This window comes from Wolbachia endosymbiont (group A) of Norellia spinipes (assembly GCF_964273535.1).
The window spans coordinates 1501109-1525794 of record NZ_OZ187006.1 but is presented as its reverse complement, the minus strand read 5'-3'; the positions used below and the strand labels follow the sequence as shown (position 1 = coordinate 1525794).

General features: G+C 35.1%; 25 protein-coding genes, 1 rRNA gene and 1 pseudogene. 10 read left to right on the top strand and 17 right to left on the bottom strand.

Annotated elements, in window-relative coordinates; genetic code table 11:
- Positions 1-117: 117 nt before the first annotated feature.
- From ACFZP3_RS07370 to ACFZP3_RS07315, 12 genes are all read right to left on the bottom strand, one after another.
- Positions 118-1344 carry a DEAD/DEAH box helicase gene (locus ACFZP3_RS07370; protein ID WP_386086951.1) on the bottom strand — a complete coding sequence of 409 codons (1227 nt, stop codon included), beginning with the start codon at positions 1342-1344 and terminating at the stop codon, positions 118-120.
- Positions 1345-1379: 35 nt separating this feature from the next.
- Positions 1380-1631, bottom strand: a complete 252-nt coding sequence (locus tag ACFZP3_RS07365) for a cold-shock protein (protein ID WP_064124857.1) — start codon at positions 1629-1631, stop codon at positions 1380-1382.
- Positions 1632-1805: 174 nt separating this feature from the next.
- Positions 1806-3140, bottom strand: a complete 1335-nt coding sequence (locus ACFZP3_RS07360) for a TldD/PmbA family protein (RefSeq protein ID WP_253309849.1) — start codon at positions 3138-3140, stop codon at positions 1806-1808.
- 18 nt (positions 3141-3158) lie between these two features.
- Entirely contained in the window at positions 3159-4031 is an 873-nt protein-coding gene (gene atpG, locus ACFZP3_RS07355) for an ATP synthase F1 subunit gamma (protein ID WP_386086952.1), read from the bottom strand.
- Between the two features lie 209 nt (positions 4032-4240).
- Positions 4241-5461, bottom strand: coding sequence for a heme biosynthesis protein HemY (locus ACFZP3_RS07350; RefSeq protein ID WP_253309851.1), 1221 nt, complete (start codon positions 5459-5461; stop codon positions 4241-4243).
- A complete protein-coding gene (locus ACFZP3_RS07345; protein WP_253309852.1) occupies positions 5458-6189 on the bottom strand; it encodes a hypothetical protein in 732 nt (243 codons plus the stop codon). Before ACFZP3_RS07345 ends, ACFZP3_RS07350 begins: the two co-directional genes overlap by 4 nt.
- Positions 6182-7411, bottom strand: a complete 1230-nt coding sequence (locus tag ACFZP3_RS07340; protein WP_265017656.1) for a lipoprotein-releasing ABC transporter permease subunit — start codon at positions 7409-7411, stop codon at positions 6182-6184. Before ACFZP3_RS07340 ends, ACFZP3_RS07345 begins: the two co-directional genes overlap by 8 nt.
- A 133-nt stretch (positions 7412-7544) precedes the next feature.
- Positions 7545-8834, bottom strand: a complete 1290-nt coding sequence (locus ACFZP3_RS07335; RefSeq protein ID WP_265016488.1) for a sugar phosphate nucleotidyltransferase — start codon at positions 8832-8834, stop codon at positions 7545-7547.
- A 117-nt stretch (positions 8835-8951) separates the two neighbouring features.
- Positions 8952-10214, bottom strand: a complete 1263-nt coding sequence (locus ACFZP3_RS07330) for a hypothetical protein (protein ID WP_386086953.1) — start codon at positions 10212-10214, stop codon at positions 8952-8954.
- A gap of 76 nt (positions 10215-10290) precedes the next feature.
- The gene (gene sdhD / locus ACFZP3_RS07325; protein WP_253309857.1) at positions 10291-10647 is read right to left on the bottom strand and encodes a succinate dehydrogenase, hydrophobic membrane anchor protein; all 357 of its coding nucleotides are present in this window, start codon (positions 10645-10647) and stop codon (positions 10291-10293) included.
- Positions 10644-11021, bottom strand: coding sequence for a succinate dehydrogenase, cytochrome b556 subunit (sdhC, locus tag ACFZP3_RS07320; protein ID WP_253309858.1), 378 nt, complete (start codon positions 11019-11021; stop codon positions 10644-10646). The genes sdhD and sdhC overlap by 4 nt, the downstream gene beginning before the upstream one ends.
- 100 nt (positions 11022-11121) lie before the next feature.
- Positions 11122-12625, bottom strand: a 16S ribosomal RNA gene (locus tag ACFZP3_RS07315).
- A 153-nt stretch (positions 12626-12778) separates the two neighbouring features.
- Between ACFZP3_RS07315 and ACFZP3_RS07310 the strand changes: the two genes are divergently transcribed.
- On the top strand, positions 12779-13393 hold the full coding sequence (locus tag ACFZP3_RS07310; protein ID WP_253309859.1) for a hypothetical protein: 615 nt from the start codon (positions 12779-12781) through the stop codon (positions 13391-13393).
- A 558-nt stretch (positions 13394-13951) separates the two neighbouring features.
- Here the strand turns inward: ACFZP3_RS07310 and ACFZP3_RS07305 are convergent.
- Positions 13952-14131 carry a hypothetical protein gene (locus tag ACFZP3_RS07305; RefSeq protein WP_265016489.1) on the bottom strand — a complete coding sequence of 60 codons (180 nt, stop codon included), beginning with the start codon at positions 14129-14131 and terminating at the stop codon, positions 13952-13954.
- Between the two features lie 205 nt (positions 14132-14336).
- Here ACFZP3_RS07305 and radA point away from each other — a divergent pair, with 205 nt between their 5' ends.
- Entirely contained in the window at positions 14337-15680 is a 1344-nt protein-coding gene (radA, locus tag ACFZP3_RS07300; RefSeq protein ID WP_386086954.1) for a DNA repair protein RadA, read from the top strand.
- Here radA and ftsY read toward each other — a convergent pair.
- Positions 15667-16578 carry a signal recognition particle-docking protein FtsY gene (ftsY, locus tag ACFZP3_RS07295; RefSeq protein WP_253309540.1) on the bottom strand — a complete coding sequence of 304 codons (912 nt, stop codon included), beginning with the start codon at positions 16576-16578 and terminating at the stop codon, positions 15667-15669. The two genes, radA and ftsY, sit on opposite strands and share 14 nt — an antisense overlap.
- 190 nt (positions 16579-16768) lie before the next feature.
- Here ftsY and iscU point away from each other — a divergent pair, with 190 nt between their 5' ends.
- The 4 genes from iscU to hscA are packed head-to-tail and all read left to right on the top strand — an operon-like array spanning position 16769 to position 19789.
- Positions 16769-17161 (top strand): Fe-S cluster assembly scaffold IscU, encoded by a 393-nt coding sequence (gene iscU / locus ACFZP3_RS07290; protein WP_114516867.1) that lies wholly within the window; start codon positions 16769-16771, stop codon positions 17159-17161.
- Positions 17162-17171: 10 nt separating this feature from the next.
- Complete coding sequence (locus ACFZP3_RS07285; protein WP_264328899.1) at positions 17172-17576, top strand: HesB/IscA family protein; 405 nt, start codon at positions 17172-17174, stop codon at positions 17574-17576.
- Positions 17569-18027 carry an iron-sulfur cluster co-chaperone HscB C-terminal domain-containing protein gene (locus ACFZP3_RS07280; protein WP_253309542.1) on the top strand — a complete coding sequence of 153 codons (459 nt, stop codon included), beginning with the start codon at positions 17569-17571 and terminating at the stop codon, positions 18025-18027. The genes ACFZP3_RS07285 and ACFZP3_RS07280 overlap by 8 nt, the downstream gene beginning before the upstream one ends.
- A complete protein-coding gene (gene hscA / locus ACFZP3_RS07275) occupies positions 18005-19789 on the top strand; it encodes a Fe-S protein assembly chaperone HscA (RefSeq protein WP_386086955.1) in 1785 nt (594 codons plus the stop codon). Before ACFZP3_RS07280 ends, hscA begins: the two co-directional genes overlap by 23 nt.
- Before the next feature lie 7 nt (positions 19790-19796).
- On the opposite strand, the gene lepB is transcribed toward hscA, so the two are convergent.
- Together lepB and ACFZP3_RS07265 are read right to left on the bottom strand one after the other, a co-directional pair.
- Positions 19797-20543, bottom strand: a complete 747-nt coding sequence (lepB, locus tag ACFZP3_RS07270) for a signal peptidase I (RefSeq protein ID WP_253309972.1) — start codon at positions 20541-20543, stop codon at positions 19797-19799.
- A 94-nt stretch (positions 20544-20637) separates the two neighbouring features.
- A complete protein-coding gene (locus tag ACFZP3_RS07265) occupies positions 20638-20946 on the bottom strand; it encodes a hypothetical protein (protein WP_264688372.1) in 309 nt (102 codons plus the stop codon).
- A gap of 80 nt (positions 20947-21026) precedes the next feature.
- On the opposite strand from ACFZP3_RS07265, the gene ACFZP3_RS07260 reads away from it, so the two are divergent.
- The 4 genes and pseudogenes from ACFZP3_RS07260 to ACFZP3_RS07245 all read left to right on the top strand — a co-directional run.
- Positions 21027-22214 carry a phosphoglycerate kinase gene (locus tag ACFZP3_RS07260; RefSeq protein ID WP_386086956.1) on the top strand — a complete coding sequence of 396 codons (1188 nt, stop codon included), beginning with the start codon at positions 21027-21029 and terminating at the stop codon, positions 22212-22214.
- A gap of 58 nt (positions 22215-22272) precedes the next feature.
- On the top strand, positions 22273-22761 hold the full coding sequence (locus ACFZP3_RS07255) for a hypothetical protein (protein WP_386086957.1): 489 nt from the start codon (positions 22273-22275) through the stop codon (positions 22759-22761).
- 204 nt (positions 22762-22965) lie between these two features.
- Positions 22966-23343: a head decoration protein gene (locus ACFZP3_RS07250; RefSeq protein WP_386086958.1), complete on the top strand. Its 378-nt coding sequence runs from the start codon at positions 22966-22968 to the stop codon at positions 23341-23343.
- A gap of 34 nt (positions 23344-23377) precedes the next feature.
- Positions 23378-23587 (top strand): annotated as a pseudogene (locus ACFZP3_RS07245) (major capsid protein); the annotation flags it as partial.
- Between the two features lie 112 nt (positions 23588-23699).
- Here the strand turns inward: ACFZP3_RS07245 and ACFZP3_RS07240 are convergent.
- The gene (locus ACFZP3_RS07240) at positions 23700-24659 is read right to left on the bottom strand and encodes an IS110 family transposase (protein ID WP_253308968.1); all 960 of its coding nucleotides are present in this window, start codon (positions 24657-24659) and stop codon (positions 23700-23702) included.
- Between the last annotated feature and the right edge of the window lie 27 nt (positions 24660-24686).

The window sequence follows — 24686 nt, the reverse complement described above, 5'->3', positions numbered from 1 at the left end:
CAATTTGAATCCCCACTCTGGATCTACGTCATAGCACCGCGATATCTCAACATAGATTCCGCTAATGAGTAGCGGAATGACGAGTTTTACGCTTATCAAGTTGTAGGTAAATCCTATTTAATATGCTTTTTCTAGTACTCTGCTTTTCTTCTTAAATGCATTGATCTTTTTTCTACCGTATTTAGTCTTTAACGTACTTGGCCTTTTAAAGACCTTTTTGCTATTACGTTTTTTAAATTGCACACTACAATCAAAATTTGGCTCTCCTTCTTTGTCTGCCAATGCAGGTAGTCTTCTCTTATCTTGAGGTGTAACAAAAGATAGCGCATGCCCTTCAGCTCCAGCACGTGCAGTTCTGCCTATACGATGAATATAGTCAGCTTGCGATTGTGGTGCATCATAATTGATAACATGTTGAATGTGGGGAATATCAAGGCCGCGAGAAGCAACATCTGTTGCAACCATGATTTGATTGCGGCCACGACGAAAAGAATTAATGACCCTTTCGCGCTTGTGCTGCCTTAAATCACCATGAATTGCTAAAGCGCTATAGTCATCTTTGTGCAATCTGCTAGCTAGCTGATCCGCTCCTTGCTTTGTTTTGACAAAGATAATGATTGATCCTTCGCGCTGACATAGTTGTGTAACAAGCTTTTCATATTTTTCTGATTCTGATGCATAAACAATCTCTTGCTTAATTTTTACAGAAGTTGTAGTCTCACAATCAACAGAAATACGTTCTGGTCGATTAAGGTACTTCTCAGTAAGTTTAACTATATCACTAGGAAGAGTTGCAGAAAACATAAGAGTCTGCCGTATTTTTGGCAGATATTTCATGATCCCTTCAATTTGAATTCCAAAGCCCATATCAAACATACGATCCGTTTCATCAAGCACAAGAACGCTAACATTGCGAGTAATCAAAGTTTTACGCTCAATATGGTCTATAATACGACCAGGAGTACCTATTACAATTTGTGGTTTTTTCTGAAGCTGATTTAGCTGCCTAAAAATAGGCTCACCACCAATCAATAAAGCGACCCTTAGTGCAGAATTTTGAAATAAGAGTTTTCTTATCTCATTTGTTACCTGATGCGCAAGCTCCCTGGTTGGCACGATGACTAAAGCTGAACCAGTGTTAGGCTCATTCAGCAACTTAGCAACCAACGGAATAGCAAATGCCAAAGTTTTTCCAGTTCCCGTTTGAGCAGACCCAAGAATATCTTTACCTTGTAGCGCTAAGGGAATCGCTTGTATTTGAATCGGAGTTGGGACGAAAAGATTATTTTTATCTAGAGCTTGTGTAAGCGAAGCTGCGAGACCCATCTCATAAAAATTATTCACAATACGTTAACCCTATTAAAAGACTTCATAATAGATTAATCTTCCAATCTTAAATTGATTGCAGATTTTTTATCTTCTCCGTTTCTACCACGCTCCTCTTTAACCTCATAACTCACCCTTTCTCCTTTTATCCCCTTCTCTTTATTCTCTCCTTTAAGTGTCTCAGGCCTTATTCCTGAACGTTCCAACGTGCTAATATGTACAAAAACGTCACCCCCTTTACCTTCTGGCTTGATGAAACCATAGCCTTTTTCGGCATTAAACCATTTTACATTACCAAATTCCATTTAAACAACTCCTAAATTATTAATTAACATTACTAATGTGATGAAAAACTTTGAAATTACGATTGAGAATGCTTTAAGCTTAGCTATTGAAACTAAACCTTTATACTCCATAGTCTATTCTTAACATTACATGACAATAATACACAATTGTTGTACTTAATGCAAATAAATTTTTTAATCGTTAAGCGAACCTGCAACCGTCATTTCGCTAACTTTAATCGTTGGTGAATTAAATTGCCCACAAAAAGTTAGATCATCTGCAACGACTAAATTGCTAAACATATCCTTTAAATTGCTAGCAATGGTAATCTCATGTATTGGATACGTTATTTTTCCATTTTCTATAAAAAATCCGGAAGCGCCTTGGCTGTAATCGCCATTGATTAAATTAACACCAAAACCAAATAAATCAGTTACATATATTCCCTCTTTCACTTCCTGAATTAATTCTTCAAACGATACATTACCATTCTCAATGTAGAGGTTACTAGCTGCAGGAATAACTGCAGCATTACTTGCACGAGTTGCACTTCCGGTTGTTTCTGAGTCTAATTTTCTAGCCGAGTATAAGTCTAAAATCCAATTTTGTAATATTCCGTTTTTTACAAATATATTTTTCTTGCTAGTTATCCCTTCTCCATCAAATGGTCTCGATGCTATGCCTCTTGGCAACAATGGATCATCGACAATATTAATTCTATCGTTGAAAATCTGAGCGTTTAAACTACCCCTCAAGAAAGAACTGTTGCTTATAATACTGCTCCCATTTATAGCAGAAGCAAAACTTTTTACTAGCCCTTTTGCTGCTCTTTTTTCAAAAATAACTGGAAATTTACCAGTTTTAATTGTACGTGAATTCAATTGATCAACTGCTCTTTTTGCTGCTTCTTTTCCCATTAACTCTGGCAACTTTAAATCACTAAAATTACATGCTATATCATAATCGTAACCAACCTTCATTTCACTTTCTCTTCCAGCAACAACAGAGACCTGATTAGCAAAGGTTGATTTACTAAACGAGCCAATAAAACCAGAAACAGTCGATAATACTGTATTCACTAAAGCGTATGAAGAAGAGGCTCCTTCAGAATTAGTGATACTCTTATGTGCAAGGGCTGAATTTTCTGCAGCTTCAGCAATTTCTTTTAGGTTATCAACGGTTACAACATTATTATCTGAGATACTTAAATCTGCAGAAGAGATATAATTACTACCATTTACAGCAAAATTAATGCAAGGATCTTCTGGCGCATTCTTTGCCATTTCTACCACTTGGCTTACCGTATCACTAAGATTATTCAAATCGTTTGTAGAAATATACGCAGCTTTGTTTTTACCTGCTATAGCTCTGATTCCTACAGTGCAATTTTTAGATTGTGATATTTGCTCAATTTTTGATAGACGCTGAGAAACTGAAGTCTTATTAGTTTCATATATTGTAACTTCCGCATCTTGATTCTGCTTTTTTATTAATTTAGTGATATCTGCTGCAATATTTAATATATTCATTTTCTATTCCTTAGATTTTTATAAAGACTCTGCACCACCTATAACTTCAATTAAATCAGTTGTAATTGCTGCTTGACGAGAACGATTATAAAGCAATGCTAGTTTGTTCAGCATCTCTTTAGTGTTTCTGTTTGCTGATTCCATAGCAACCATTCTAGCACTATTCTCACTTGTTGCACTTTCAAGTAAAGCAGAGTAAAGAGCAATTACAACGTAATCCTGAATCAAAGATTTTAAAATAAATTCAATATTTTGTGGTTCATACTCATAGCCGTAATCTGTTGTTGGACCAGCCAGAGAGTTATCAATCAAGGATGAGTCTTTACTCCATGGTTTTATTGTTTCCAACATTGGTTTTTGCGTGAAGGTATTATAGAATTTACTATAAAAAACTTTAACTTTATCGTATTTACTTAGATCTATACCACCAACCAAAGCTTCTACGTGCTTTAACGTGATCCCCTTACTATTTTCAATTTTTAAGATACTTTTAGAGTCAAACCTATTTTTACCTACATCAAAAGCTTTTTTACCAAGAAATACAATATCTACTTTTTTGCCATTTGCGATTGACTTATTTACACGCTCTTGACTAAATTTGACAATAGAAGAGTTAAAGTTGCCGCACAAGCCACGATCAGATGCAACAATGAATACTAGGTAAGAACCGTCATTACTGATATTTAGAATTTTTGCCAGTAATTTTTGATCAGCTGATAGCATTAATGAAGAAATAATGCTATGCAGCTTAGATATATATAATTTTGAATTTGATAATTTCTTTTGGCTTTGTAATAACTTTGCTGCAGAAACCATTTGCATTATTTTCGTGGTTTTCTGTACAGACCTAATATTCTTAATTCTTAAGGATAATTCCTTTAAGCTCTTCATTTTGTATACAACCCTGATTTATTAAAATATATAATTGTTAGTGTCTAAAAGCAAGTTTTTTTGACATTAGAACCAAGTCTAACTAAAAAACTTGCAGGTTTATTATTTTGAAATAAGGGTTATATTAAGAGATCTACTCCAAAAATTGTTCAATAGAGGTCTTTGATGGTAATTTCCCATATATTATTATCATCACACTTTGTGGAACCTTATAATATATAATAAACGCAATTAAAACTATTGCAATTTGAACATTTATGATCCCATTGCTTTAGTTCTCTGTTACAATTTTTACACTTCCAGCCCGGATCAGGCAAAGCTTCTGAGCCCATCTTGTTTAGCCAATAAATTACCTTGTCGTGTTCTTGCAATGTAACCTTAAGTTGTATTACAATAAAGTAGATTGACATGTAATTAGCCTTTTTCATAGCAGTGTCTAAATATTGACTTGCAAGATCATATTTACCTGAACTCATTGAGGACAAAGCAAGTAAACAGTAACTAAAATAATAATCAGGGCGTAAGTTGTATAGTCTTTCAGCACCTTTACTATTTAAATTGATGTACATTTTAGCTGACTGAGGAGTAGGATTTACTGCATATTCTGCCTCTAGCACTGCAGAAGCTTTTCTGATTTTTCCAAGTTTAATATATAATTCTGCCTTTAAATAATTAATGGGCCGAAAAGTTGCATAATAACTTTGTGCTCTGAGTAAAGACTTTATAGCCCCTTTAAAATCCCCTTTACTTTCATATTGTTTTGCCAAAGCACAATAAAAAACTGCAAACATTTCTTTATGGTCAAAGGGAAGAAAAATATTGAACTTAACTGCTTCCCTCAACTTCAAAATTGCATTAATCCAATCTTCTTTCAATATGCAATGCTCTATTTGAAAGGGAATAGATAGCATTTTATCATTAATTGAACTAGAGCAATATTCTATAAATTTTTGAAAGACTACTTTTTCTTGTTTGAGGTGAACAATCAGCTTATTGGCCAGAAGTAGAGCTAAGTTACGATTTTTATTTGCAACGTTTGTTAAACCGTTACTGAAAAAGCTGTAATTTCCCGTCTTACCTGAGTTAAAGAGCTTTATTAAAGATAACTTATCACTCTTCTCATTTAGACTTTTAACTAGCTTTTCAGCATTCTCTATATTGTCTAAGTCTATGCTAAAAAAAGCTTCAAAGAGAAGCAATTCTTCCCTATCCCTTCTTCTATTTCTTATGTTGGCAAATGTTGATAAAATGGAGGAAAAAAAGCGTACAAGTGTAATTAATAAAAATAATAAAACTACACAAGTAAAAATAATGAAATATAGATCAATACTTATAGTGTAATTGCCTAATTCCAATTTTATTACTTCACCACTTACCTTGACCCATATGCCAAATAAAAACGAAAGAGCGAAAATTATAAAATAAATCATGAGATATATTGTAATAAGTGATGATATATTGTTGAAATATTCTTAGAAGCTACAATAAAACCATTCAATTTATTTAGCCATGGCTTGAATTCTGAATGCGTTAAATTGCTTACTGTAACAGTTATATTTTGCCAATCATTATCGTTTATTGACTCCTCAATTTCTGCGAATTTTGCCCTTAATGGGTCATTTTTATCTTGTATTCTAATCCAGTTTGAAATGATTTTTTTAGACAATGTACTTTTATTGTAGTTAATAACAGCAATGGTCTTCTCAAAAGATAACTTCAACTCACGTAAAGTATCTACCTCTTTCAAACTTTCCAATTCATTTACTGCATTTTCTATCTCTGGATCATCAAGCTCTGATATCAAAGGCTTTATTGAATTTATATGATTATCAAATTTTGCTTCTCGCAATAACGAATTCTTCATTTTAACTACAAGTAGCAGCAATCTTGCGAGGTTCTTATACCTTGAGCTACCATCACCTTGCTCACATTGAGTGTGCAGACCTCTCTTTAAGTCAAATATCTTTTTTTCTACCCTGGATTGATTAACTTCAAGTGACATTCTGAATTCATCTATTTTTTCCGTTAAAACATTTATATTGTCTTCGCTTTCTTGCTGACTTATTTTAAAAAAGATTATGTTATTTATTGTGATGTAACCGGTAAATAACAATACAATTAAGAACCAACCTATGTACTTTTGCTGAGTATCATTCATAACGTAGTATCTCCGCAGGATCTTGTGCAGCTGCCTGCAATGCAGGAGCAATTGTCGCTAAAAATGATAAGAGTAACGCAAGTGCAGAAATACTTACTACATCTTGAGGGACTAATATCACCGGTAAACTTGAAAAAAAGTATATCATAGGATCAAACAGCTTGACGTTAGTAATGTTTTCTAAAAACACTCTAATACTTTCGATATTGAGAGAAAAAACGACACCTATAATACAGCCAAGACAAGTTCCCGTAAAACCGATTAATAGACCACAAGCGCAAAATATGCGCATAATGCTTCCACTTGTTGCACCAAATGTACGCATAATTGCAATCGCGGATTTCTTTTCTTGCACTATCATCATTAAATTTGAGATAATATTAAACGCTGCTACAACTATAATCAAAGTAAGAATTAAAAACATCACATTTCTTTCAGTTTTTAAAGCACTAAAATAATGGCTTTGCTGTGATTGCCAACTTTCAGCTTTCATTCCTATTTCTTTTTCTATAGCATCTGCAAGCTTACCAGCTCTAGTAACGTCGTCTACAAGTACTTCTATATTTTTTATGCTATTTTCATAATTAAAAAAGGCTTGTGCTGATTTTAGAGGCATATATATCAAGGTATTATCATACTCAAACATACCCATATCAAATATTGCTATAACTTTATATTTTTTCATTCGCGGCATTTCACCAAGTAATGCATCAAATTCTTCAGATGATATAAACGTAATTTTGTCGCCATAGTCAACGTTCAAAGCTTCTGCCAATCGTGCTCCTATTATTATCCCTTCATCAAATTTTTTTACATCACCTATAATTACATTATTTGTAATGGTAGTACTATCAAGCAAATCTTTAGTTGACACACCTCGCACTACGCTACCTGCAATTTTACCATTTGCTACAATAATAACTTGATCATTGGTCATAGGAGTAGCTTTTAATATACCAGGAATTTTCTCAATCGATTTCGAAACTGTGCAGTAATCTGAATTTATGTTCCTATCAAAATAAACATTAATATGGCCATCAATGCCAAGTATTGAGTCAAGCAACTTTGCTCTGAATCCGTTCATCACAGACATCACCACTATTAGTGTTGCAACTCCAAGGGCAATGCCGATAATAGAGAACAAAGTCGTTATAGAGCAAAATCTGGCATTTTTCGCTCGCAAATAGCAAGCAGCCATAGTAATTTCAAAGGCAATGGACATTACAAAATATTTTGAGGTTAAACATTATATTCTTGAAACTTCGTATAATTGTAGACTTTTCTTTATTTGAAAACTAGATATTTTTACTCCTTTAAATTTAGCAGACTTATAGAGTATCTTTAACATTAGAATTTCAAAATCTTCCATATACATCATCCAACCTCACTATATCATTATCAGATAAATGCTCTCCTATCTGAAATTCAACTATTTCAAGTGGAGAGCTTGTGCTTCTATTTTCAATCCTATGGGAAACTTCCCTTGGGATTTCTATCATATGGTCTTTTACTATAGCATATTCTTTGTCGCCTAAACTAACATACCCAACTCCCGATAGTACTATATGGTATTCATCTCTATAGTGATGGAATTGCTTAGAAGTGCAGCTTAATGGATTTATAAAAAGATATTTTATAAGAAAATTTTCGCCTATTAAAATTATACTACAAAATCCCCATGGCTTGATTTCTCTTCTTATCGCTTTTGCTTTCTTAACCTTATTAATAAACGATATTAGGCTTTTGTTTGGTTGCTTATAAGCTCCACCCAATAAATTTTTATTACTTTCTGTCGTTGAAACTGGCTCTCTTTTTTTTGTTACATGTCGGAATGACGACGTAAACTTCTCACTCAATTCTAAAACTGAATTCCAAGTTCCAACATCCAGCCAATCGAAATTAGCTTCTATCATTGCAACGTTTTTTGCTTTTTCCATTACCAAGTAATCAATAGAGACGCCTTCAATTCCTGCAAAATCTCGTTGTTTTAAATACAGAAATCTCTCTTGCGGTGTGAAATGTTTCACACTTGCAAAACATAAATTATAAAGAGTCGGGGCAGATTTTTTGATCTCATCTATATAGCGTTTTGCTTTGAACACAAATATTCCAGAATTCCAATAATAATCATTACTTAATACATGCTCAGGTTTCTCTATGAAATCCTTTACTATATGATACTTTTCCTTATGATCATAAACTGCATTTATATAGCCGTATTCAGAATTGAATTCATGAGGCTTAACTCCAAACGTAACTATAGAGTTAGTTTCAGAAGCTAGCTGAGATGCTTTGTGAGCAGAAGCATAAAAATTATTCAAATCACCTATAAAATGGTCTGAAGGCAGAATTAACATTATCTCGTTTTCATTGCAGAGAAGCGCAGCAATTAATATCGCTGCTGCTGTTCCAATTTTCACTGGTTCGAAAATCACTTTATATTCTCGCAGCGCATGCAACTCCTTCTTCACTAACGACTCGTACTGTATATTTGTGGCAATTATGGGTGGCATATAACCACTTTTTAGCCTCAATAAAGTGTTCTGAAACATAGTGTTATGGCTAAATATTTTTTGAAATTGCTTTGGCTTCGATAAAGGCCAAAGTCTGCTGCCACTACCACCACATAGTATTACAGGGCGCATATAGTTAAGAAAATTAATTAAATAATTAACATCTTATGCTAATAGTAAAATGCATGCAAGTTTTTGTTGTGGAATAGTTAATAAAGAAAGTAAATGTTAATTTAAAGTAGTGGCCGGTTAGCGAGGAGGTAATTGAAATTTTTCGTCTTGAAATGAACTCCGTCTGCTTAGTACTTCATTAACATGAGGAGTATCACTCACTTTTTCAACATCTGCTTTTTTAGACGCAGCTATTTTCTCATTACTTTTGTTTTGCAACTTCTCCTTCTTTAAGCTTTTTCCAATATCTGGTTCTCTAGATTTATCTATACTTTCACTACTTTTATTTGACGGCTTCTCTAAGTCTTTTTCAATACCTGGCCTTCTAGCATTAAGCTCATCCCATGTGCCCACTATACTAAGTGGCTTATGATCCTTTTGCCCTGGCTTTAGCCTTTCTCCACCTTTAATAACATTAAAGTCACTTTTTGCTTCTTCCCAACATCCTTTCAATTGGTGTTTCCACATAGTGAAGTAAGCATCACCATACTTCTTCTTATCTGCTACAAATAATAAAATTGGAGCCTTAAGTATGGTAGCTCCCATATTCACTAAATTTTTTACTGCCATTGCAGGGGTGAACAAAAGATAGCCAAAAGACTTTGCAATTGGGTTTTGTTCGCTTATTAAATACTCCCCTAACTTTATAGGAAGAGAAGTCAACAATTTAGTACAAACTTTAGCCAAGCTTGCAACGAAAATAATAGGAACAGATATAAGACTTTTATCTAGCTCCAAGTTATTATTCTGATCTCTAATTTCTGAAAAATGGGTGCTTAGCTTCTTGTAATCACTAGTGTATAGTAATTTTCCATTTCTTCCTTTTTCATCTCTATCTTTCTCATCAACTTCTCCCGTGTCATCATTGATGAAGCAACCTTTTTTAGCAAGAAAAGAAGAATTAGTTAATCTAAGTAACTTAGTATCAACCTCAAAGACCGGCAAATGTTTTTCAAGATCTATTTTTGAAAACTTAAATGGCTTATAAAATTTACTATAATCATTAACCTCACGCCTACCTTTACTAACTAAAAAGTCAATAGTAAAGTAAGATTTTTTATCAATTTCCTTAACCAAGGCTAGATCAAATTCGTATTCATTATATATAAGCTGGTACTCTGGATTTCCGTCTTTATTTTTTACAAGCTTGTCATTTTTTTTTACAACTCTCCCAGAATCTACAATCTGATCATAATTTTTTGGATATTGACACTTTCGTCCATCCTCATATATCATTACCTTTCTAAGGTCTTTGACATAAACTTGAGACTCAGATGAACTAAATAGATCCTTCACCTTTAGCGTAAGGTCTATTCCCCACTTTTTCAATGTCTCTAACATATTGCTAAACCAAAATCACTATAGTTCAATGATAAAACTAGTACACTAATAATATATTAACACAGAATTGGCAATTTTACAAGAAAATATGCCTGTAGAAGACAAAGATTGTAAAAGCGAGGGTTATATAAGTAATGCTTGATAAGTACTTTATGCATGTAATTGTGAAAATCCTTAGAGATACGCTGTGTATATAATCTTCACACACTACCTGCATTCCAAGAACTGCGTGCCAAAAAATGCAAAACAACAATACAACAAAAAATAAAAGCTCTAGAGGGTGATTAATAAATTTTTCACTAAAAGACAAAGAGCTATCAGTATAAAATGCGCAAGAAAATGAATAGATAAACCAAGGAAACAGGAGCAGTAAAATTACTGCAGAAACACGCTGGACCCACCAATGATGTACTGAATTTCCAGATTGACTCATATAAACATAAATAAAAAAGCAATAGTAGAAAGAAGTAGCGTTACTGTCAGCAGTATAGCACTCCTTGAAACGCCAGTAATTTCTAAATTAAGCCCAACATCCCACAATAAATGACGAATACCATTAAGAAAATGATATACAAAACTTACAAAACATAAGACATAAGCTAATTTAGCAACAGGAGTGAATAATAATGCATTTAAGTACCTTACTATAAGTAACTCAGGAAAGTAAACATGTAATATGAAATACCAAGAAAGTATCATTAATAAAAGGAATAGCAAGATACCAGTCAATCTGTGCATAATAGAGAAAAAACTAGTAACTTGTACTTTATATATTTGTAAATGTGGAGAAAGAGGCCTATCACTCATAAAATTTCGTTATTGGGAAATTAAAATAAAGTAGAAGTAAAGACAGCAGTATAGCACATAACAACACCATCATTAAAAATGGTAAGTTATGCGCAAAGCCCAAGGAGGTAATCCAGCTGCAGATTCCCCTACTGCTACCTTGTTACGACTTCACCCCAGTCACCGATCCCACTTTAAATAACTCCCTCCTTGCGGTTAGGTCGTTAGCTTCGAGTGAAACCAATTCCCATGGCGTGACGGGCAGTGTGTACAAGACCCGAGAACGTATTCACCGTGGCATGCTGATCCACGATTACTAGCGATTCCAACTTCATGTACTCGAGTTGCAGAGTACAATCCGAACTGAGATGGCTTTTAAGGGATTAGCTTAGCCTCGCGACTTTGCAGCCCATTGTAGCCACCATTGTAGCACGTGTGTAGCCCACTCCATAAGGGCCATGATGACTTGACATCATCCCCACCTTCCTCCAGTTTATCACTGGCAGTTTCCTTAAAGTCCCCAGCATTACCTGATGGTAACTAAGGATGAGGGTTGCGCTCGTTGCGGGACTTAACCCAACATCTCACGACACGAGCTGACGACAGCCATGCAACACCTGTGTGAAATCCGGCCGAACCGACCCTATCCCTTCGAATAGGTATAATTTCCATGTCAAGGAGTGGTAAGGTTTTTCGCGTTGCATCGAATTAAACCACATGCTCCACCGCTTGTGCGGGTCCCCGTCAATTCCTTTGAGTTTTAATCTTGCGACCGTAGTCCCCAGGCGGAATGTTTAACGCGTTAGCTGTAATACAGAAAGTAAACTTCCCATATTTAACATTCATCGTTTACAGCGTGGACTACCAGGGTATCTAATCCTGTTTGCTCCCCACGCCTTCGCGCCTCAGCGTCAGATTTAAACCAGATAGACGCCTTCGCCACTGGTGTTCCTCCTAATATTTACGAATTTCACCTCTACACTAGGAATTCCTCTATCCTCTTTCAATCTCTAGGTTAGCAGTTTTAAAAGCAGTTCCAAGGTTAAGCCTCGGGATTTCACTTTTAACTTACTAACCAGCCTACGCGCCCTTTACGCCCAATAATTCCGAATAACGCTAGCCCTCTCCGTATTACCGCGGCTGCTGGCACGGAGTTAGCCAGGACTTCTTCTGTGAGTACCGTCATTATCTTCCTCACTAAAAGAGCTTTACAACCCAAAGGCCTTCTTCACTCATGCGGCATGGCTGGATCAGGCTTTCGCCCATTGTCCAATATTCCCCACTGCTGCCTCCCGTAGGAGTCTGGACCGTATCTCAGTTCCAGTGTGGCTGATCATCCTCTCAGATCAGCTATAGATCATTGCCTTGGTAGGCTATTACTCCACCAACTAGCTAATCTAATATAGGCTCATCTAATAGCAATAAATTTTTCCCCCGTAGGGCGTATACGGTATTAGTTGCCGTTTCCAACAATTATTCCGTACTACTAGGTAGATTCCTATATATTACTCACCCGTCTGCCACTAAGTTATACCATAGCAAGCTACAATATAACTCCGTTCGACTTGCATGTGTTAGGCCTGCCGCCAGCGTTCATTCTGAGCCAGGATCAAACTCTCAAATTTAGACTTCAACCTATAAAAGGTTGAGGGTACATCGGATAAATCCGACAAAAAATAATTTAGCTTAATACTGCTGTCTTTATTTCTACTTTAGAAATATTTTAATCTCCAACTATTCAAACAACTTTGAGAACATTATTATGTGATATAATCACTATGTCAATATGTTTTTGCAAATCAAAAGCATTAATGTATAAATATATAACTATTTGGAATATTACCATGAAAAAATACATCTTTCTGCTTGCACTCGCACCAATGTTAGTTGGCATCACATTATACTTATTGCGCAACATTGATAACACAAAACAATCTATAACTGCGGGTGACAAGTTTTACGAAGTATTATTCTTTAAAAAAGATAATAAGCCGCTGCTAGAAGAAATAGATTCAAATTGGGGGTATTTAGCAAATTTTGAACACGCATTCAATCATATCTCAGATTCAATGCCAACAAACACAGCATCTATTTATAATGATTTGGCAGATGATAAAGATGCTCCTAATGTTTTGCGTGAGTTAGCACAATACTTAGAGGTAATGAGCTTACTTCACTCCAACGGTGAAAAAATAAATAAAGATAAAATTGATAATTTAGAATCAAGTGCAGTGTATCCTTATTCAAGCCAAGAAGCTATCGCTGTAGTAAAGATACATAATAACGACATTAAAGGTGCAACTGAAATATTGCGTTCCCTATTAAATGACAGAAAATGCCCTATCCTAATCAAAGCTAATGCACAAGAACTACTCAGGATATATGGAAGTTAACTCATTAGACTTTTTGTATAGTTTTTGGCAACAACCGTTAGAAACGAAAAAACTTCCTTGACAAACTCCGCCATCCCCCTTATCATGATAGTGAAGGTATTCAGTTATCTTCATCTGTGCAGATTAAACAGCAAGAAAACAACGTAGTTGGCGTCTTATTTTTAATTTTTTGCACTATGTGCACCTTATTTCTTCACAACATTTCTGGGTTTTTACCTATATAAGCTGAAACGCGCTTATAAGTCGTTTAAGACAGTATAGTACGCCAATTTGCAGGATTAGAGAGTGACAACTAGCTAACACGGGGTTTCTTTTGCCTTTTTTTCTGCTTAGTAAATTTCTTAAACATTTGCAGCGTAGGTTAGTTGCAGTGTTTAAGACTTAAAAAACGCCAAATACTGAAAATAGACAATGACTAGGGCTTCTTTTGCCTTTTTTTTCGTTTGGTAAATTTCTTAAATATTTATAGCTAAACGATAATCTTCATCTCGCTGCTTGTTAGCGGGATCTATGTTAAGAGATACCGCGAATGAATCGCGGTATGACGTAGGACTGCTGTCATCCCAGTGCTTGACACTGGGATCCAGTTTTCCATATAATCTCATCGAAAATGTTGTAACCACTTTCTATGCTAGTTTGCTTGCTTACAAGCAAACTTTTCTGGATCCCAGTGTCGGGGCACTGGGATGACATCATTCTTTTTCCTGGATCCAAGTAGTCTGGGCACTGGGATGACAAAAAAAGGATGCTACTGGAATGACAGGAGAATGGGCTACTTGGATCCTAGAGGGAAGCGTTCGTGCAATTATTGTGCATGAATTTAAATGGCACAACTTATGACAATTATCTTCGCACCAAAACGTTTGTGAGACTCAGTGGTTAGATTTACTTCGCCTATTCAGCTAATTTTCATTACAATTATAACAAAATAATTTTGGCTTTGATGAAAACTGTATATGTATGTCAATCCTGTGGTCATAGCACTGGTAGGTGGGTAGGAAAGTGCATTGCATGTGACAATTGGGATACAGTTGTTGAAGAAATAGCAGTAAAAACGGGCAAAAGAAGTATATCTGCGCCAATTTTAATAAAGGCGTTATCGGGTAGCGAAATTATCACTCCAAGTCGTTTTCTAACAGGAGTAGAAGAATTAGATAGAGTTTTTGGTGGGGGTATCGTTCAAGGTGCTAGCATTCTAATTGGAGGCGAACCTGGTATTGGAAAATCTACCCTTTTGCTTAGAATTGCAGCTAATGTTGTGCAACTTTCCTCTTTTGAATGTCTTTATGTATCTGGCGAGGAATCTTTAGAGCAGGTGAGCCTCAGAGCAAAGCGTCTTAAGATAAATGAACCTAAAATTAAGCTTTTATCTACAGTGTCTTTAACTGATGTAGTAGCAACAATAAAGGAAAATAAAAGCATTAAATTTTTAGTAATTGACTCTATACAAACAATGTATGATAGCAGAATTACATCGGCACCAGGAACTGTAACTCAGGTTCGTACTTGTGCCCATGAATTAACCATTCTTGCAAAACAATATGGTGTTTCTCTTTTAATAGTTGGTCATATAACTAAGGATGGGCAAATAGCTGGACCTAAAACTTTGGAGCATATGGTAGATACGGTATTATATTTTGAAGGTGAAAATAGCAATCAATACCGTATTTTGCGTACTATTAAAAATAGATTTGGCCCTGCAAATGAAATTGGTGTTTTTGAGATGTCTGAAGCAGGACTTGTGCCTGTTGATAATCCATCATCATTGTTTCTGATGGCCCATGACAGAGAAGTAGTTGGCAGCGCCGTATTTGCAGGAATTGAAGGTTCAAGACCAATTTTAATGGAAGTTCAAGCGTTGATAGCAGGGACTAATATTGCAACCCCAAGAAGGGCAGTAGTTGGGTGGGATATTAATCGATTGGCTATGATCATCGCGGTGCTAAATGCTCGCTGTAAAATGTTTTTGCATGATAAAGAGGTATACCTAAACATTGCAGGGGGACTCAAAATACAGGAACCATCGGCTGATCTTGCTGTTGCTGCTTCCCTTATTTCAAGTGTAGTAAATTTACCGCTGCCAACTTCTTCAATAATCTGCGGTGAAGTTGCACTTTCAGGAGAAATTAGGAATGTCTCGCATGCTGATCTTAGACTAAAAGAAGCACAAAAGTTAGGATTCAAAAAAGCAATTATGCCTAAAAATGGTAATTACTCTTCTCATGATATTGAGATAATTAAGCTTGGTCACGTAAGGGAATTAAGAGAAGTCTTTAATTACAATTAAATAACGCTTCAGCAAACTCTTTACTAGTAAACTCCTTTAAGTCCTCTATACTTTCACCAATTCCTATAGCATGTAACTTTACCTTATAAGCTTCTGCAAGTCCAATTACTACTCCGCCCTTAGCGGTGCCATCTAGCTTTGTTATGATTAGCCCGGTAACACTAACCATCTTACTAAATGCCTCTAATTGGCTATAAGCATTTTGGCCGGTAGTTGCATCAAGAACTAAAATAACGTCATGAGGGGCAGTGTCATCCAATTTCTTTATCGTTCTATATATTTTTGATAACTCCTCCATAAGGTTCACATTATTTTGTAGCCTGCCTGCTGTGTCAATTAGAACAACATCAACGTTATCTTTTATAGCTTGACTCACAGCTCTATATGCCACACTTGCAGAGTCGCTACCATGCTCTCCAGTAACAATCAAGCAATCAGAACGTTCTGCCCAAATGTTTAATTGTTCACTAGCAGCAGCTCTAAATGTATCACATGCAACAAGCATAACGGACTTTCCCATCTCCTTATATTTATATGCGAGCTTACCTATAGTTGTGGTTTTACCATTACCATTTACTCCACATACCATTATTATATGTGGTTTTTTATTCAAAATTAACGGTTGCACAACTGGGCTCAATATAGCTTCTATTTCGTTCATTAACTGCTGCGAGATAATATTATACTCAACTTCCTTGTCAAATTTGATGCTTGTGAGCCTGTCAATAATCAACTTGGAAGTTTTATGACCAATATCCATGCTAATTAGCAATTCTTCTAGCTCATCTAAAAGCGACTGATCTAATTTTTTTTTGCCAGAAAAAATACTTTTCACCCCGTCGCTAAAGCGAGAAGAAGTTTTTAACAAGCCTTTATAAAGGTTACCAAATAAACTCAAGAGAATACTCCTTTTAAATTACAAACTTAATTACAATATAGAGAATGACATGCACTACGTGAATTTGTAAAGTAAATATACTCATTTTCGTAATATTTTGTAAGTAAAATATACACAAAACTAGTGTATTTCACTTTAGTTTTTAACCTAAATATGTTATAATGTAGAATAGCGGTTCACAGGTAATTTTATGAGTTATAATGAGAAAATTTTAGATCATTACGAAAATCCAAGGAATGTTGGCTCTCTGGATAAAAATGATCCAAATGTTGGTACTGGTTTAGTTGGTGCACCATCGTGCGGTGATGTAATGAAATTGCAGATAAAGGTCAATGACAAAGGTGTTATTGAAGATGCAAAATTTAAAACTTTTGGTTGTGGTTCTGCCATTGCTTCAAGTTCCTTGTTAACAGAGATGATAAAGGGAAGAACCATCAGTGACGTTACACAGATAAAGAATACTCAAATAGTGGAAGAGTTGTCTTTACCTCCAGTGAAGATACACTGCTCGGTGCTTGCTGAAGATGCTATAAAGGCTGCTATTCATGATTATCAAAGCAAACAAAGTAAAGGTGGACATTGAGAACTAAAGCATGAGTGAATATCAAGGAGTAAACGCTATAAAGAAAGATAAAAAACTTATTACTATAACTGCGAAAGCAGTAGAAAGGATAAGGTATTTATTGGACCAAAAGAAGCATACTAACCTTGAGAAACCGGAAGAAGCAATAGGAATAAGAGTGCTAATTAAACAAAAAGGATGTTCTGGTTTAAAATATGATATTGAATATGCATATGATACTCGTCCTTTAGAGTCGATAATTGAGGAAAACTGCAGTGATGACCAAAAAGTTAAAGTGTTGATCGATCCAAAATCTGTCATGTTTATTCTTGGCTCTGAAATGGATTATGTAGAAGAAAAATTTTCATCGGGTTTTGTTTTCAAAAATCCTAATGAGAAAGGAAAATGTGGTTGTGGAGAGAGTTTTCATGTCTAGCAGCTATTTTACATTGTTTGAAATTGAACCAACTTTCAACATCAGCTTTGATGAGTTAGAGAAAAAATATATTGAGCTAAGCAGGACTGATATAAACGAAGGACAATCTAAAAATATAATTAATATTAACAAAGCTTATCAGGTGCTAAAGTCACCTCTAAAACGTGCCGAGCATTTGTTGAATCTTTTTGGTGTGGAAAGCCCAAAGGATCATCCAAATTCTGAAATATTAAATGAATCAATGGAAATAAGAGAATATTTGCTGGACTGCGATGATCTACAATTTGCAAGTAGGATGGTTGATGAAAAAATAAAAGATTGCGTTAAAAACCTAATTAACACTTTTGCTGTAAAGAATTTTGATGGAGCTGCTACACAAGTCTTAAGATTGAAATATTTATATAAGTCATTTGAGGAGGTGAAAAAGAATGCAACCAATTCAAATTTCTGAACCAAATTCAAGTGAAGTAGTTTTTGGTATAGATCTTGGCACTACTAACTCTTTAATTGCTATGGTAAATAAAGCTGGCAACGTGGAGATATTTAAAGATGAGCAGGGAAGAGAGCTACTGCCTTCTGTTATTTCGTATGAAAATAATACATTGAAAACTGGCTGTGACGTCGGTCAAAATGCAATCTACTCAATAAAGCGTTTAATGGGTGAAAGTGTTGAAGAATTAAATAAAGAAGGCCTCAATTTTGAAATAGATAACGAAAGTGAAAAAGTTATTAGAGTAAAATGCTCAGAGGAAAAGTATCTTACTCCTGTTGAGATTTCTGCTGAGATATTAAAAGCTTTATGCGAGAGGGTGAAAAAGTCTACAGGAATGGAAGTAAAAAAAGCAGTGATCACTGTGCCAGCTTACTTTGACGATTCAGCACGTAACGCAACTAAATATGCAGCAAAATTAGCTGGCATAGAAGTTCTTCGTCTCGTTAATGAACCAACTGCTGCTGCACTTTCTTACTCCATTGAAAAGAACAACAGCAGCGGAATATATGCAGTTTACGACCTTGGTGGAGGAACATTTGATATTTCAATATTGAAATTACATCAAGGAGTGTTTCAAGTCCTTGCGGTTGGTGGTGATACCAAACTCGGCGGTGATGATTTTGATCATCTTCTGAGTTCAATTGTACTTGATAAGTATAGAGAAAAAGTAGGTTTAAACAAGGAGTCGACAACACACCTTAATGTCATTCCAACACATAACGCTGGAACCTGCAATATCCGTACCGCGAAAGAATACTTAAGTGAAAATGCATCAGGCACTTTTGGCTTTAACATTAACGGCAAGCCATTTGAATGTGAAATAACTAGAGAGAAGTTCGAACAGGCAATAAGTCCTTTAGTTAATAAGACTATCAATATAGTCACTCGTACTATAAGCGACATAGATCTTAAAATTGATGATATAAAAGGAGTAATTTTAGTTGGTGGTGCAACTAGAACACCATTGGTTCAAAATTCACTAGTCAAGCTCTTTGGAAATAAAGTACTGAATGACGTGGATCCAGATAAAGCAGTTGTCATGGGAGCAGCTCTGCAGGCTCATGATTTAACTTCGAGCTCAAAAGATAGGAATATTCTCCTGGATGTTTTACCTTTATCACTTGGCATAGAAACTATGGGAGACATAGTTGAAAAAATCATACCAAGAAATACACCACTACCAGTTTCAGAGATAAAAGAGTTTACAACTTATGTTGATGGGCAACCAGCAATGAAAATTCACGTTTGTCAGGGAGAACGTGAAATGATCGAGGATAACAAATCTCTAGCGCAGTTTGAACTAAAAGGTATACCGCCACTGCCTGCAGGTTCTGCAAGAGTTGAAATAGAATTTACAGTTAACGTTGACGGGATCTTGACTGTTACTGCAAGAGAAAAAACTACTGGAATTGAGCAGACAGTTAAAGTAAATTCAAGTTTTGGCTTGAGTAAAGCTGATGTTCAAAATATGGTTAACCAGTCAATAAACAGCTTTGATGAAGATATGAAGGCTCGTTCCCTTGCAGGTGCTAAAATTAATGGAAATAAACTCATACACTTGGTTGAAAACAATAATAACCTTTCCACTGATCAAAAGTTGAAAAACCTATTACAAAATGCAAAAAACGCTTTACAAGGCAATGACTTGAATGAAATTAACAACACTATCGCCGAGTTAGAAAATTCTTCTTTAGAGTTATGTGAATTAACAAATAGGTAGAAAAAGCTTACACAACCTTGTGCAATACCCTATTTAATCTCAAAGCAACAGGTAACCTGAAATTAAATGGTAACCAATCGACCTTCCCCAATTTAAACGATAAACCAACTATACTTACACGCCCAATGATATTTTCCATTGGTACAAAACCAACCTCAGGAAACCTGCTATCCAAAGAATTATTTCTATTGTCTCCCATAACAAAAAATTGATCGTTAGGTACATAATAAACCGTAGTGTTATATGATAGCTTATTAGAAATGTTATCTACCAAAATCTCATGCTCCTTGCCACTTAAAAGCGTTTCTATATATCTTGGTATGTTACGATTTGACTCATAATCAAAAAAACTTTCAATTTGCCTTCGCTCTACTTTCTGATCATTTAGGTATAATTCTCCCTCTATCATTTGCACTTTGTCGCCTGGTGTTCCTATTACTCGCTTAACAAATCGGATACTGTCGTTTCTTGTGGGTTTGAAAACTACTATGTCGCCACGCTTTGGAGGGGTATAAAAAATCCTGCCGCTAAAAATGTTTGGAGAAAATGGAAATGAGTGTTTACTGTAACCGTATGAATATTTACTAGTAAAAATGTAATCCCCTTCAAGTAGGGTGCTTTTCATTGAACCAGAAGGTATATGAAATGGCTCGAATAAAAAACTACGTATTGATAGCGCAATCAACAGTAAAAAAAACAATGAAGATAAAAATCTTCCCGTTCTTATCACCCAGTTTTTGCTTAGTTCTTCCAACTTTTCCAACTTTGTTTTTCTTATAGATTAAGCTTATTATAATACATAAATTAAAAAATGGTAATATGAAATTTTACTTGTGAATGTTATTCCTCTATTCAAAACAATTTTGAAAAGGCGGTTCATTTCTTTCAACGGTGTCATCCAAGTAGCGTGACACATAACTGTACGAACATTGCAATTTGCAGGTGGCAGATGAAAGTAGCTGACACTGAGATCCAGAAAAAAGAATGGTGTCATCCAAGTAGCTGACACTGGTTCCTGCAATCTCATCGAAAACGTTGTAACCACTTTCTATGCTAATTTGCTTGTAAGCAACCTGGATCCCAGTGTCGGCTACTTGGATGACACCATTATAGAGTGAACCAGTGTCAGCTACTTTCATGACACCATCTGGATGCAAATTTCCTTAAACGTTCGTAAACTTAAAACTTTACTTTAGGTCAAACTGCTGTATAGTGGCTTTATAGCTTTAGTTTTACAATGAATATACCTAGTATAGAAAATTGTGATCTTCACAATAAAACCGTCTTACTCAGAGTTGACTTAAATGTTCCTATAAAAGATGGAGAAATTCGTGACGTCACTCGTATTTTGAGAGCATTGCCTACTATTGAGTATTTAGTGAATGCAAGTGCAAAGATTATTATTATATCGCATTTCGGACGCCCAAAGGCCAGAGACAATAATCTGTCGCTAAAAAATGTAATTGACACTTTATCGCAGTTACTAAATAAAAAAGTGAAATTCATTGATGATTGCGTTGGTGAAAAAGTGCAAAAAGCAGTGAGTGCTATGGATGCAAGAGATATAATATTACTAGAGAATCTAAGATTTTATAAAGAGGAAGAGCAGAGTGACTCAAATTTTGCCAAACAACTAGCATCTCTAGCGGATATATATGTAAATGATGCATTTTCTTGCTCTCACAGAGCTCACGCTTCTATTTCACGCATTACAGAGTTTTTACCTTCCTACGCGGGATTTTGCTTACAAGATGAGCTAAAGTATCTTGAAAAAGCTGTATCGTTTAAAGCTAAACCTATTACTGCGATAGTTGGGGGAGCCAAAATGTCAACTAAGATAAAAATGCTTATAAAGCTAACAGAAAAGGTTGATTACCTAGTTCTCGGAGGTGCAATTGCTAATAATTTTTTGTTATTTAGCAAAGTAAATATAGGAAAATCTTTCTTTCAAAATGGTGTTGACGACCTTCTACATAATATTGTTGAAACAGCAAATAAAAACAATTGCAAAATAGTTGTGCCAGAAGACGTTCTGGTTGCAGTAAACTCTGATTACAGCACTAGTATTTCAAGAAGAACTGAGTCCATTTTGGACGGTGATATAATTTTGGATATCGGACCACAAACTTTGAGTACAATAAGCAGTATAATAGCAAGCAGTAAGACTCTGCTGTGGAATGGACCTATTGGTGTTTTTGAACATTCAGCTTTTGCAAGTGGTACAATAGGGGTAATGAAAGTCGTAAGTGACTTAACGCACAAAGGAAAGTTAACCAGCATAATAGGGGGAGGTGATAGTCTATCTGCAATAAGCGCTGCAGGCCTTACCGATAAGGATTTTACATATGTTTCCACTGGTGGAGGAGCGTTTTTAAGTTGGCTGGGTGGTGATGAAATGCCGGGAGTTGCTGCTCTGCAAAAATGATTAGATTAAAACTTTTTTAAATTGTTTCTTATAAGCTAGCTTTTTTGTGAACGTGATTATGTCGAAGACAGTTAAACTAATTTTGTGTTTAATAATACCAATAATAGGATTTATTTTTTATATTAAGGATCATTATTTTCACACCAGTTATGTAGAAGAAAATGTTAAGGTCAATTTTGAACCATTTTTCAGTTCACAACCAGGTTATATACCACCGTTTCCAGAATTAACTGACTTCGATAGAGGAGTGTTGAAAGTTTGTGGAGATTGGGGAGCACATCCAGATAAAGAAGATTTCAAAATTTTACTTAGTTGTCCGCAGCATCAAGAAGTAGTGAAAGGAATATATGATAAGCTTGATCATCAAGTGATTACGCCAGATGCGGATTTGGAGTTATTTAAAGATGAACTGGCTAACATTTGGTTTACAAATAGTGAAAGTGAAAAAGAAACTATAGGGTTTGGACATATTTTTTGTGGTGAGCCAAACGATAAATTAGCAGTTGTGTTAAAAGTCAATAGAGAAATGAAAAATACTGAAAAATAATTTTTACTTGGTGGGCTATAAAGCCAAAGATGCTTTTAACATATTTTACGTAATTTCGGAGGATTTATTGATGCAGGCAGCCAAGGCACGACAAAATATATAAACCTACAAAGCTAAAGCTATTCCGCGGACTATAGCAACTACAAATTCAGCGGAAAAAACAAAATTAATAACTTTATCAGCCAAAATTTCCAGGAGAAAAACATGTCTTGTATAACTGAACCAAATAATCTTGGTGACCTCTTAAAATATGAGGCATCAAATCTATACTCACGTGACCAAATTACTGTTGCTAAGGAACAAAACCTAAAGCTTGGAGCAGTGGTTAGCAAAAAGACAGATGATGGGGGCTTTATAAGAGCTCTAAATCCGCTAGGCACAGATGGTACTCAAACAGCAATAGGTGTGATTATAAACGATGTAAATAGTAAAGATGCAGATATTAAAGCAGTAATCATTACTCGCGTAGCTTTACTTGCTGATCATGCAATTGTCTGGCCAGCAAATATAACTGAAGAGCAAAAAACAGCAGCAATAAAACAACTTGAAGAGAGGGGTATTATTGTCCGTAAAGGAATCTGAATTTTATATTAATTTTTAATAGGAGCTAAACATTATGCAAAATCCACTTTCAAATCCAGCATTCAATATGACAGCATTAACTGGAGCTATTAATATTTTACCAATTAGTTTTGGTCGAACTGAAAGTTTAAAACTTTTTCCGAGTAAATCAGTAAGGTTTCGCCATATTGCCATTGAAGAACAAAACGGTTTTTTAGCACTACTTCCAACTCAAGTTCCAGGAGCACCAGCAACTGTTGGAAAAATAAGTTGTAATATTTGATTTAAATTCTTTTAAAAAGTGTGGATGTGGATAAGTGCTTTCAGTCTGTGTAAGCGCACTTATCCACATCCACACTAATCTGCTAGTGTTGGATCTAAGCAGACTTAGGGCTGTATTCCTCAGTAAAAACCCTGTCATCTCTTACTAAAGAGTTAGCAAGTAAAAGTAACTTTCTCATAGCAGCAGTGGAAGCAACTTTATATGGTTTTTTATATTGATTATGTAACCTATCAAAAAAAGTTTTTATGAAAGAATTCCATTTCCGCGCACTAAGAATACACATATACAAGACTGTTCTAATTTGTGACCTACCGCCTTGAATGCACCTTTTTCCTTTATTAAAACCACTGTCTCGATTAAAAGGTGCAACTCCGGCAATGCTAGATATTTGCTTTCTTTGAAGAGTTCCTAATTCTGGCAGATAACAAATAATAGTAATAGCTGTGATTTTACTTACACCTGGTATACTAGTTATTGATATGTATTTTTTTTTAAGCTCTTGACTTTGTTCAATCAACTCAATCATCTCATCTTCTAAAACTTGAATTTGATTCTGTAATATGACAAGTAGCTCTTCCATTTGTTTGATTATGGATATATCAGTTACTTGATGAGCTTGAGTTTTTTGTATTTTTGCCATTTCTACTAGTTGATTTCTACGAGATAGCTTTTGCCTCAAGAAGTCAACATTACTAACTTTTAAAGGAGTAACGCGCATATCTGTATTATTAATATAACGTGAGATAATGCTGCAGTCTATTTTATCAGTTTTAGTAGCAATACCAAGGCTTTTTGCATAGTCTCTCACCCATCTAGGTTGAATTACATATACTTCGAAACCATGGCTTAGTAAAGTATAAGCACATAATTTTTCGTACCCACCAGTTGCTTCAAGTCCAACTTTGATTACATTATGTAAATGCAAAAAGTCGAGTATTTGATCAATAGCTTGAACGTTATTTTCAAATACTTTATAATGTCCAAGTGGATGAATGTGGATATCTAGTTTATTTTTGCTAACATCAATACCAGCAATGATATTTGATAAATTCATAATTCCTCCATAGAATAACATGTAATA

Excerpts from the sequence above, each read along its gene's own strand:
- ACFZP3_RS07250 (WP_386086958.1), top strand. The coding sequence starts at position 22,966 with ATGTCTTGTATAACTGAACCAAATAATCTTGGTGACCTCTTAAAATAT.
- ACFZP3_RS07365 (WP_064124857.1), bottom strand. The coding sequence starts at position 1,631 with ATGGAATTTGGTAATGTAAAATGGTTTAATGCCGAAAAAGGCTATGGT.
- sdhD (WP_253309857.1), bottom strand. The coding sequence starts at position 10,647 with ATGAGTCAATCTGGAAATTCAGTACATCATTGGTGGGTCCAGCGTGTT.
- ACFZP3_RS07280 (WP_253309542.1), top strand. The coding sequence starts at position 17,569 with ATGTCTAGCAGCTATTTTACATTGTTTGAAATTGAACCAACTTTCAAC.
- ACFZP3_RS07330 (WP_386086953.1), bottom strand. The coding sequence starts at position 10,214 with ATGTTAGAGACATTGAAAAAGTGGGGAATAGACCTTACGCTAAAGGTG.
- ACFZP3_RS07340 (WP_265017656.1), bottom strand. The coding sequence starts at position 7,411 with ATGTCCATTGCCTTTGAAATTACTATGGCTGCTTGCTATTTGCGAGCG.
- iscU (WP_114516867.1), top strand. The coding sequence starts at position 16,769 with ATGAGTTATAATGAGAAAATTTTAGATCATTACGAAAATCCAAGGAAT.
- sdhC (WP_253309858.1), bottom strand. The coding sequence starts at position 11,021 with ATGAGTGATAGGCCTCTTTCTCCACATTTACAAATATATAAAGTACAA.
- ACFZP3_RS07260 (WP_386086956.1), top strand. The coding sequence starts at position 21,027 with ATGAATATACCTAGTATAGAAAATTGTGATCTTCACAATAAAACCGTC.
- atpG (WP_386086952.1), bottom strand. The coding sequence starts at position 4,031 with ATGAAGAGCTTAAAGGAATTATCCTTAAGAATTAAGAATATTAGGTCT.
- radA (WP_386086954.1), top strand. The coding sequence starts at position 14,337 with ATGAAAACTGTATATGTATGTCAATCCTGTGGTCATAGCACTGGTAGG.
- ACFZP3_RS07335 (WP_265016488.1), bottom strand. The coding sequence starts at position 8,834 with ATGCGCCCTGTAATACTATGTGGTGGTAGTGGCAGCAGACTTTGGCCT.
- ACFZP3_RS07255 (WP_386086957.1), top strand. The coding sequence starts at position 22,273 with ATGTCGAAGACAGTTAAACTAATTTTGTGTTTAATAATACCAATAATA.
- ACFZP3_RS07350 (WP_253309851.1), bottom strand. The coding sequence starts at position 5,461 with ATGATTTATTTTATAATTTTCGCTCTTTCGTTTTTATTTGGCATATGG.
- ACFZP3_RS07345 (WP_253309852.1), bottom strand. The coding sequence starts at position 6,189 with ATGAATGATACTCAGCAAAAGTACATAGGTTGGTTCTTAATTGTATTG.
- ACFZP3_RS07240 (WP_253308968.1), bottom strand. The coding sequence starts at position 24,659 with ATGAATTTATCAAATATCATTGCTGGTATTGATGTTAGCAAAAATAAA.
- hscA (WP_386086955.1), top strand. The coding sequence starts at position 18,005 with ATGCAACCAATTCAAATTTCTGAACCAAATTCAAGTGAAGTAGTTTTT.
- ACFZP3_RS07285 (WP_264328899.1), top strand. The coding sequence starts at position 17,172 with ATGAGTGAATATCAAGGAGTAAACGCTATAAAGAAAGATAAAAAACTT.
- ACFZP3_RS07310 (WP_253309859.1), top strand. The coding sequence starts at position 12,779 with ATGTCAATATGTTTTTGCAAATCAAAAGCATTAATGTATAAATATATA.
- ACFZP3_RS07360 (WP_253309849.1), bottom strand. The coding sequence starts at position 3,140 with ATGAATATATTAAATATTGCAGCAGATATCACTAAATTAATAAAAAAG.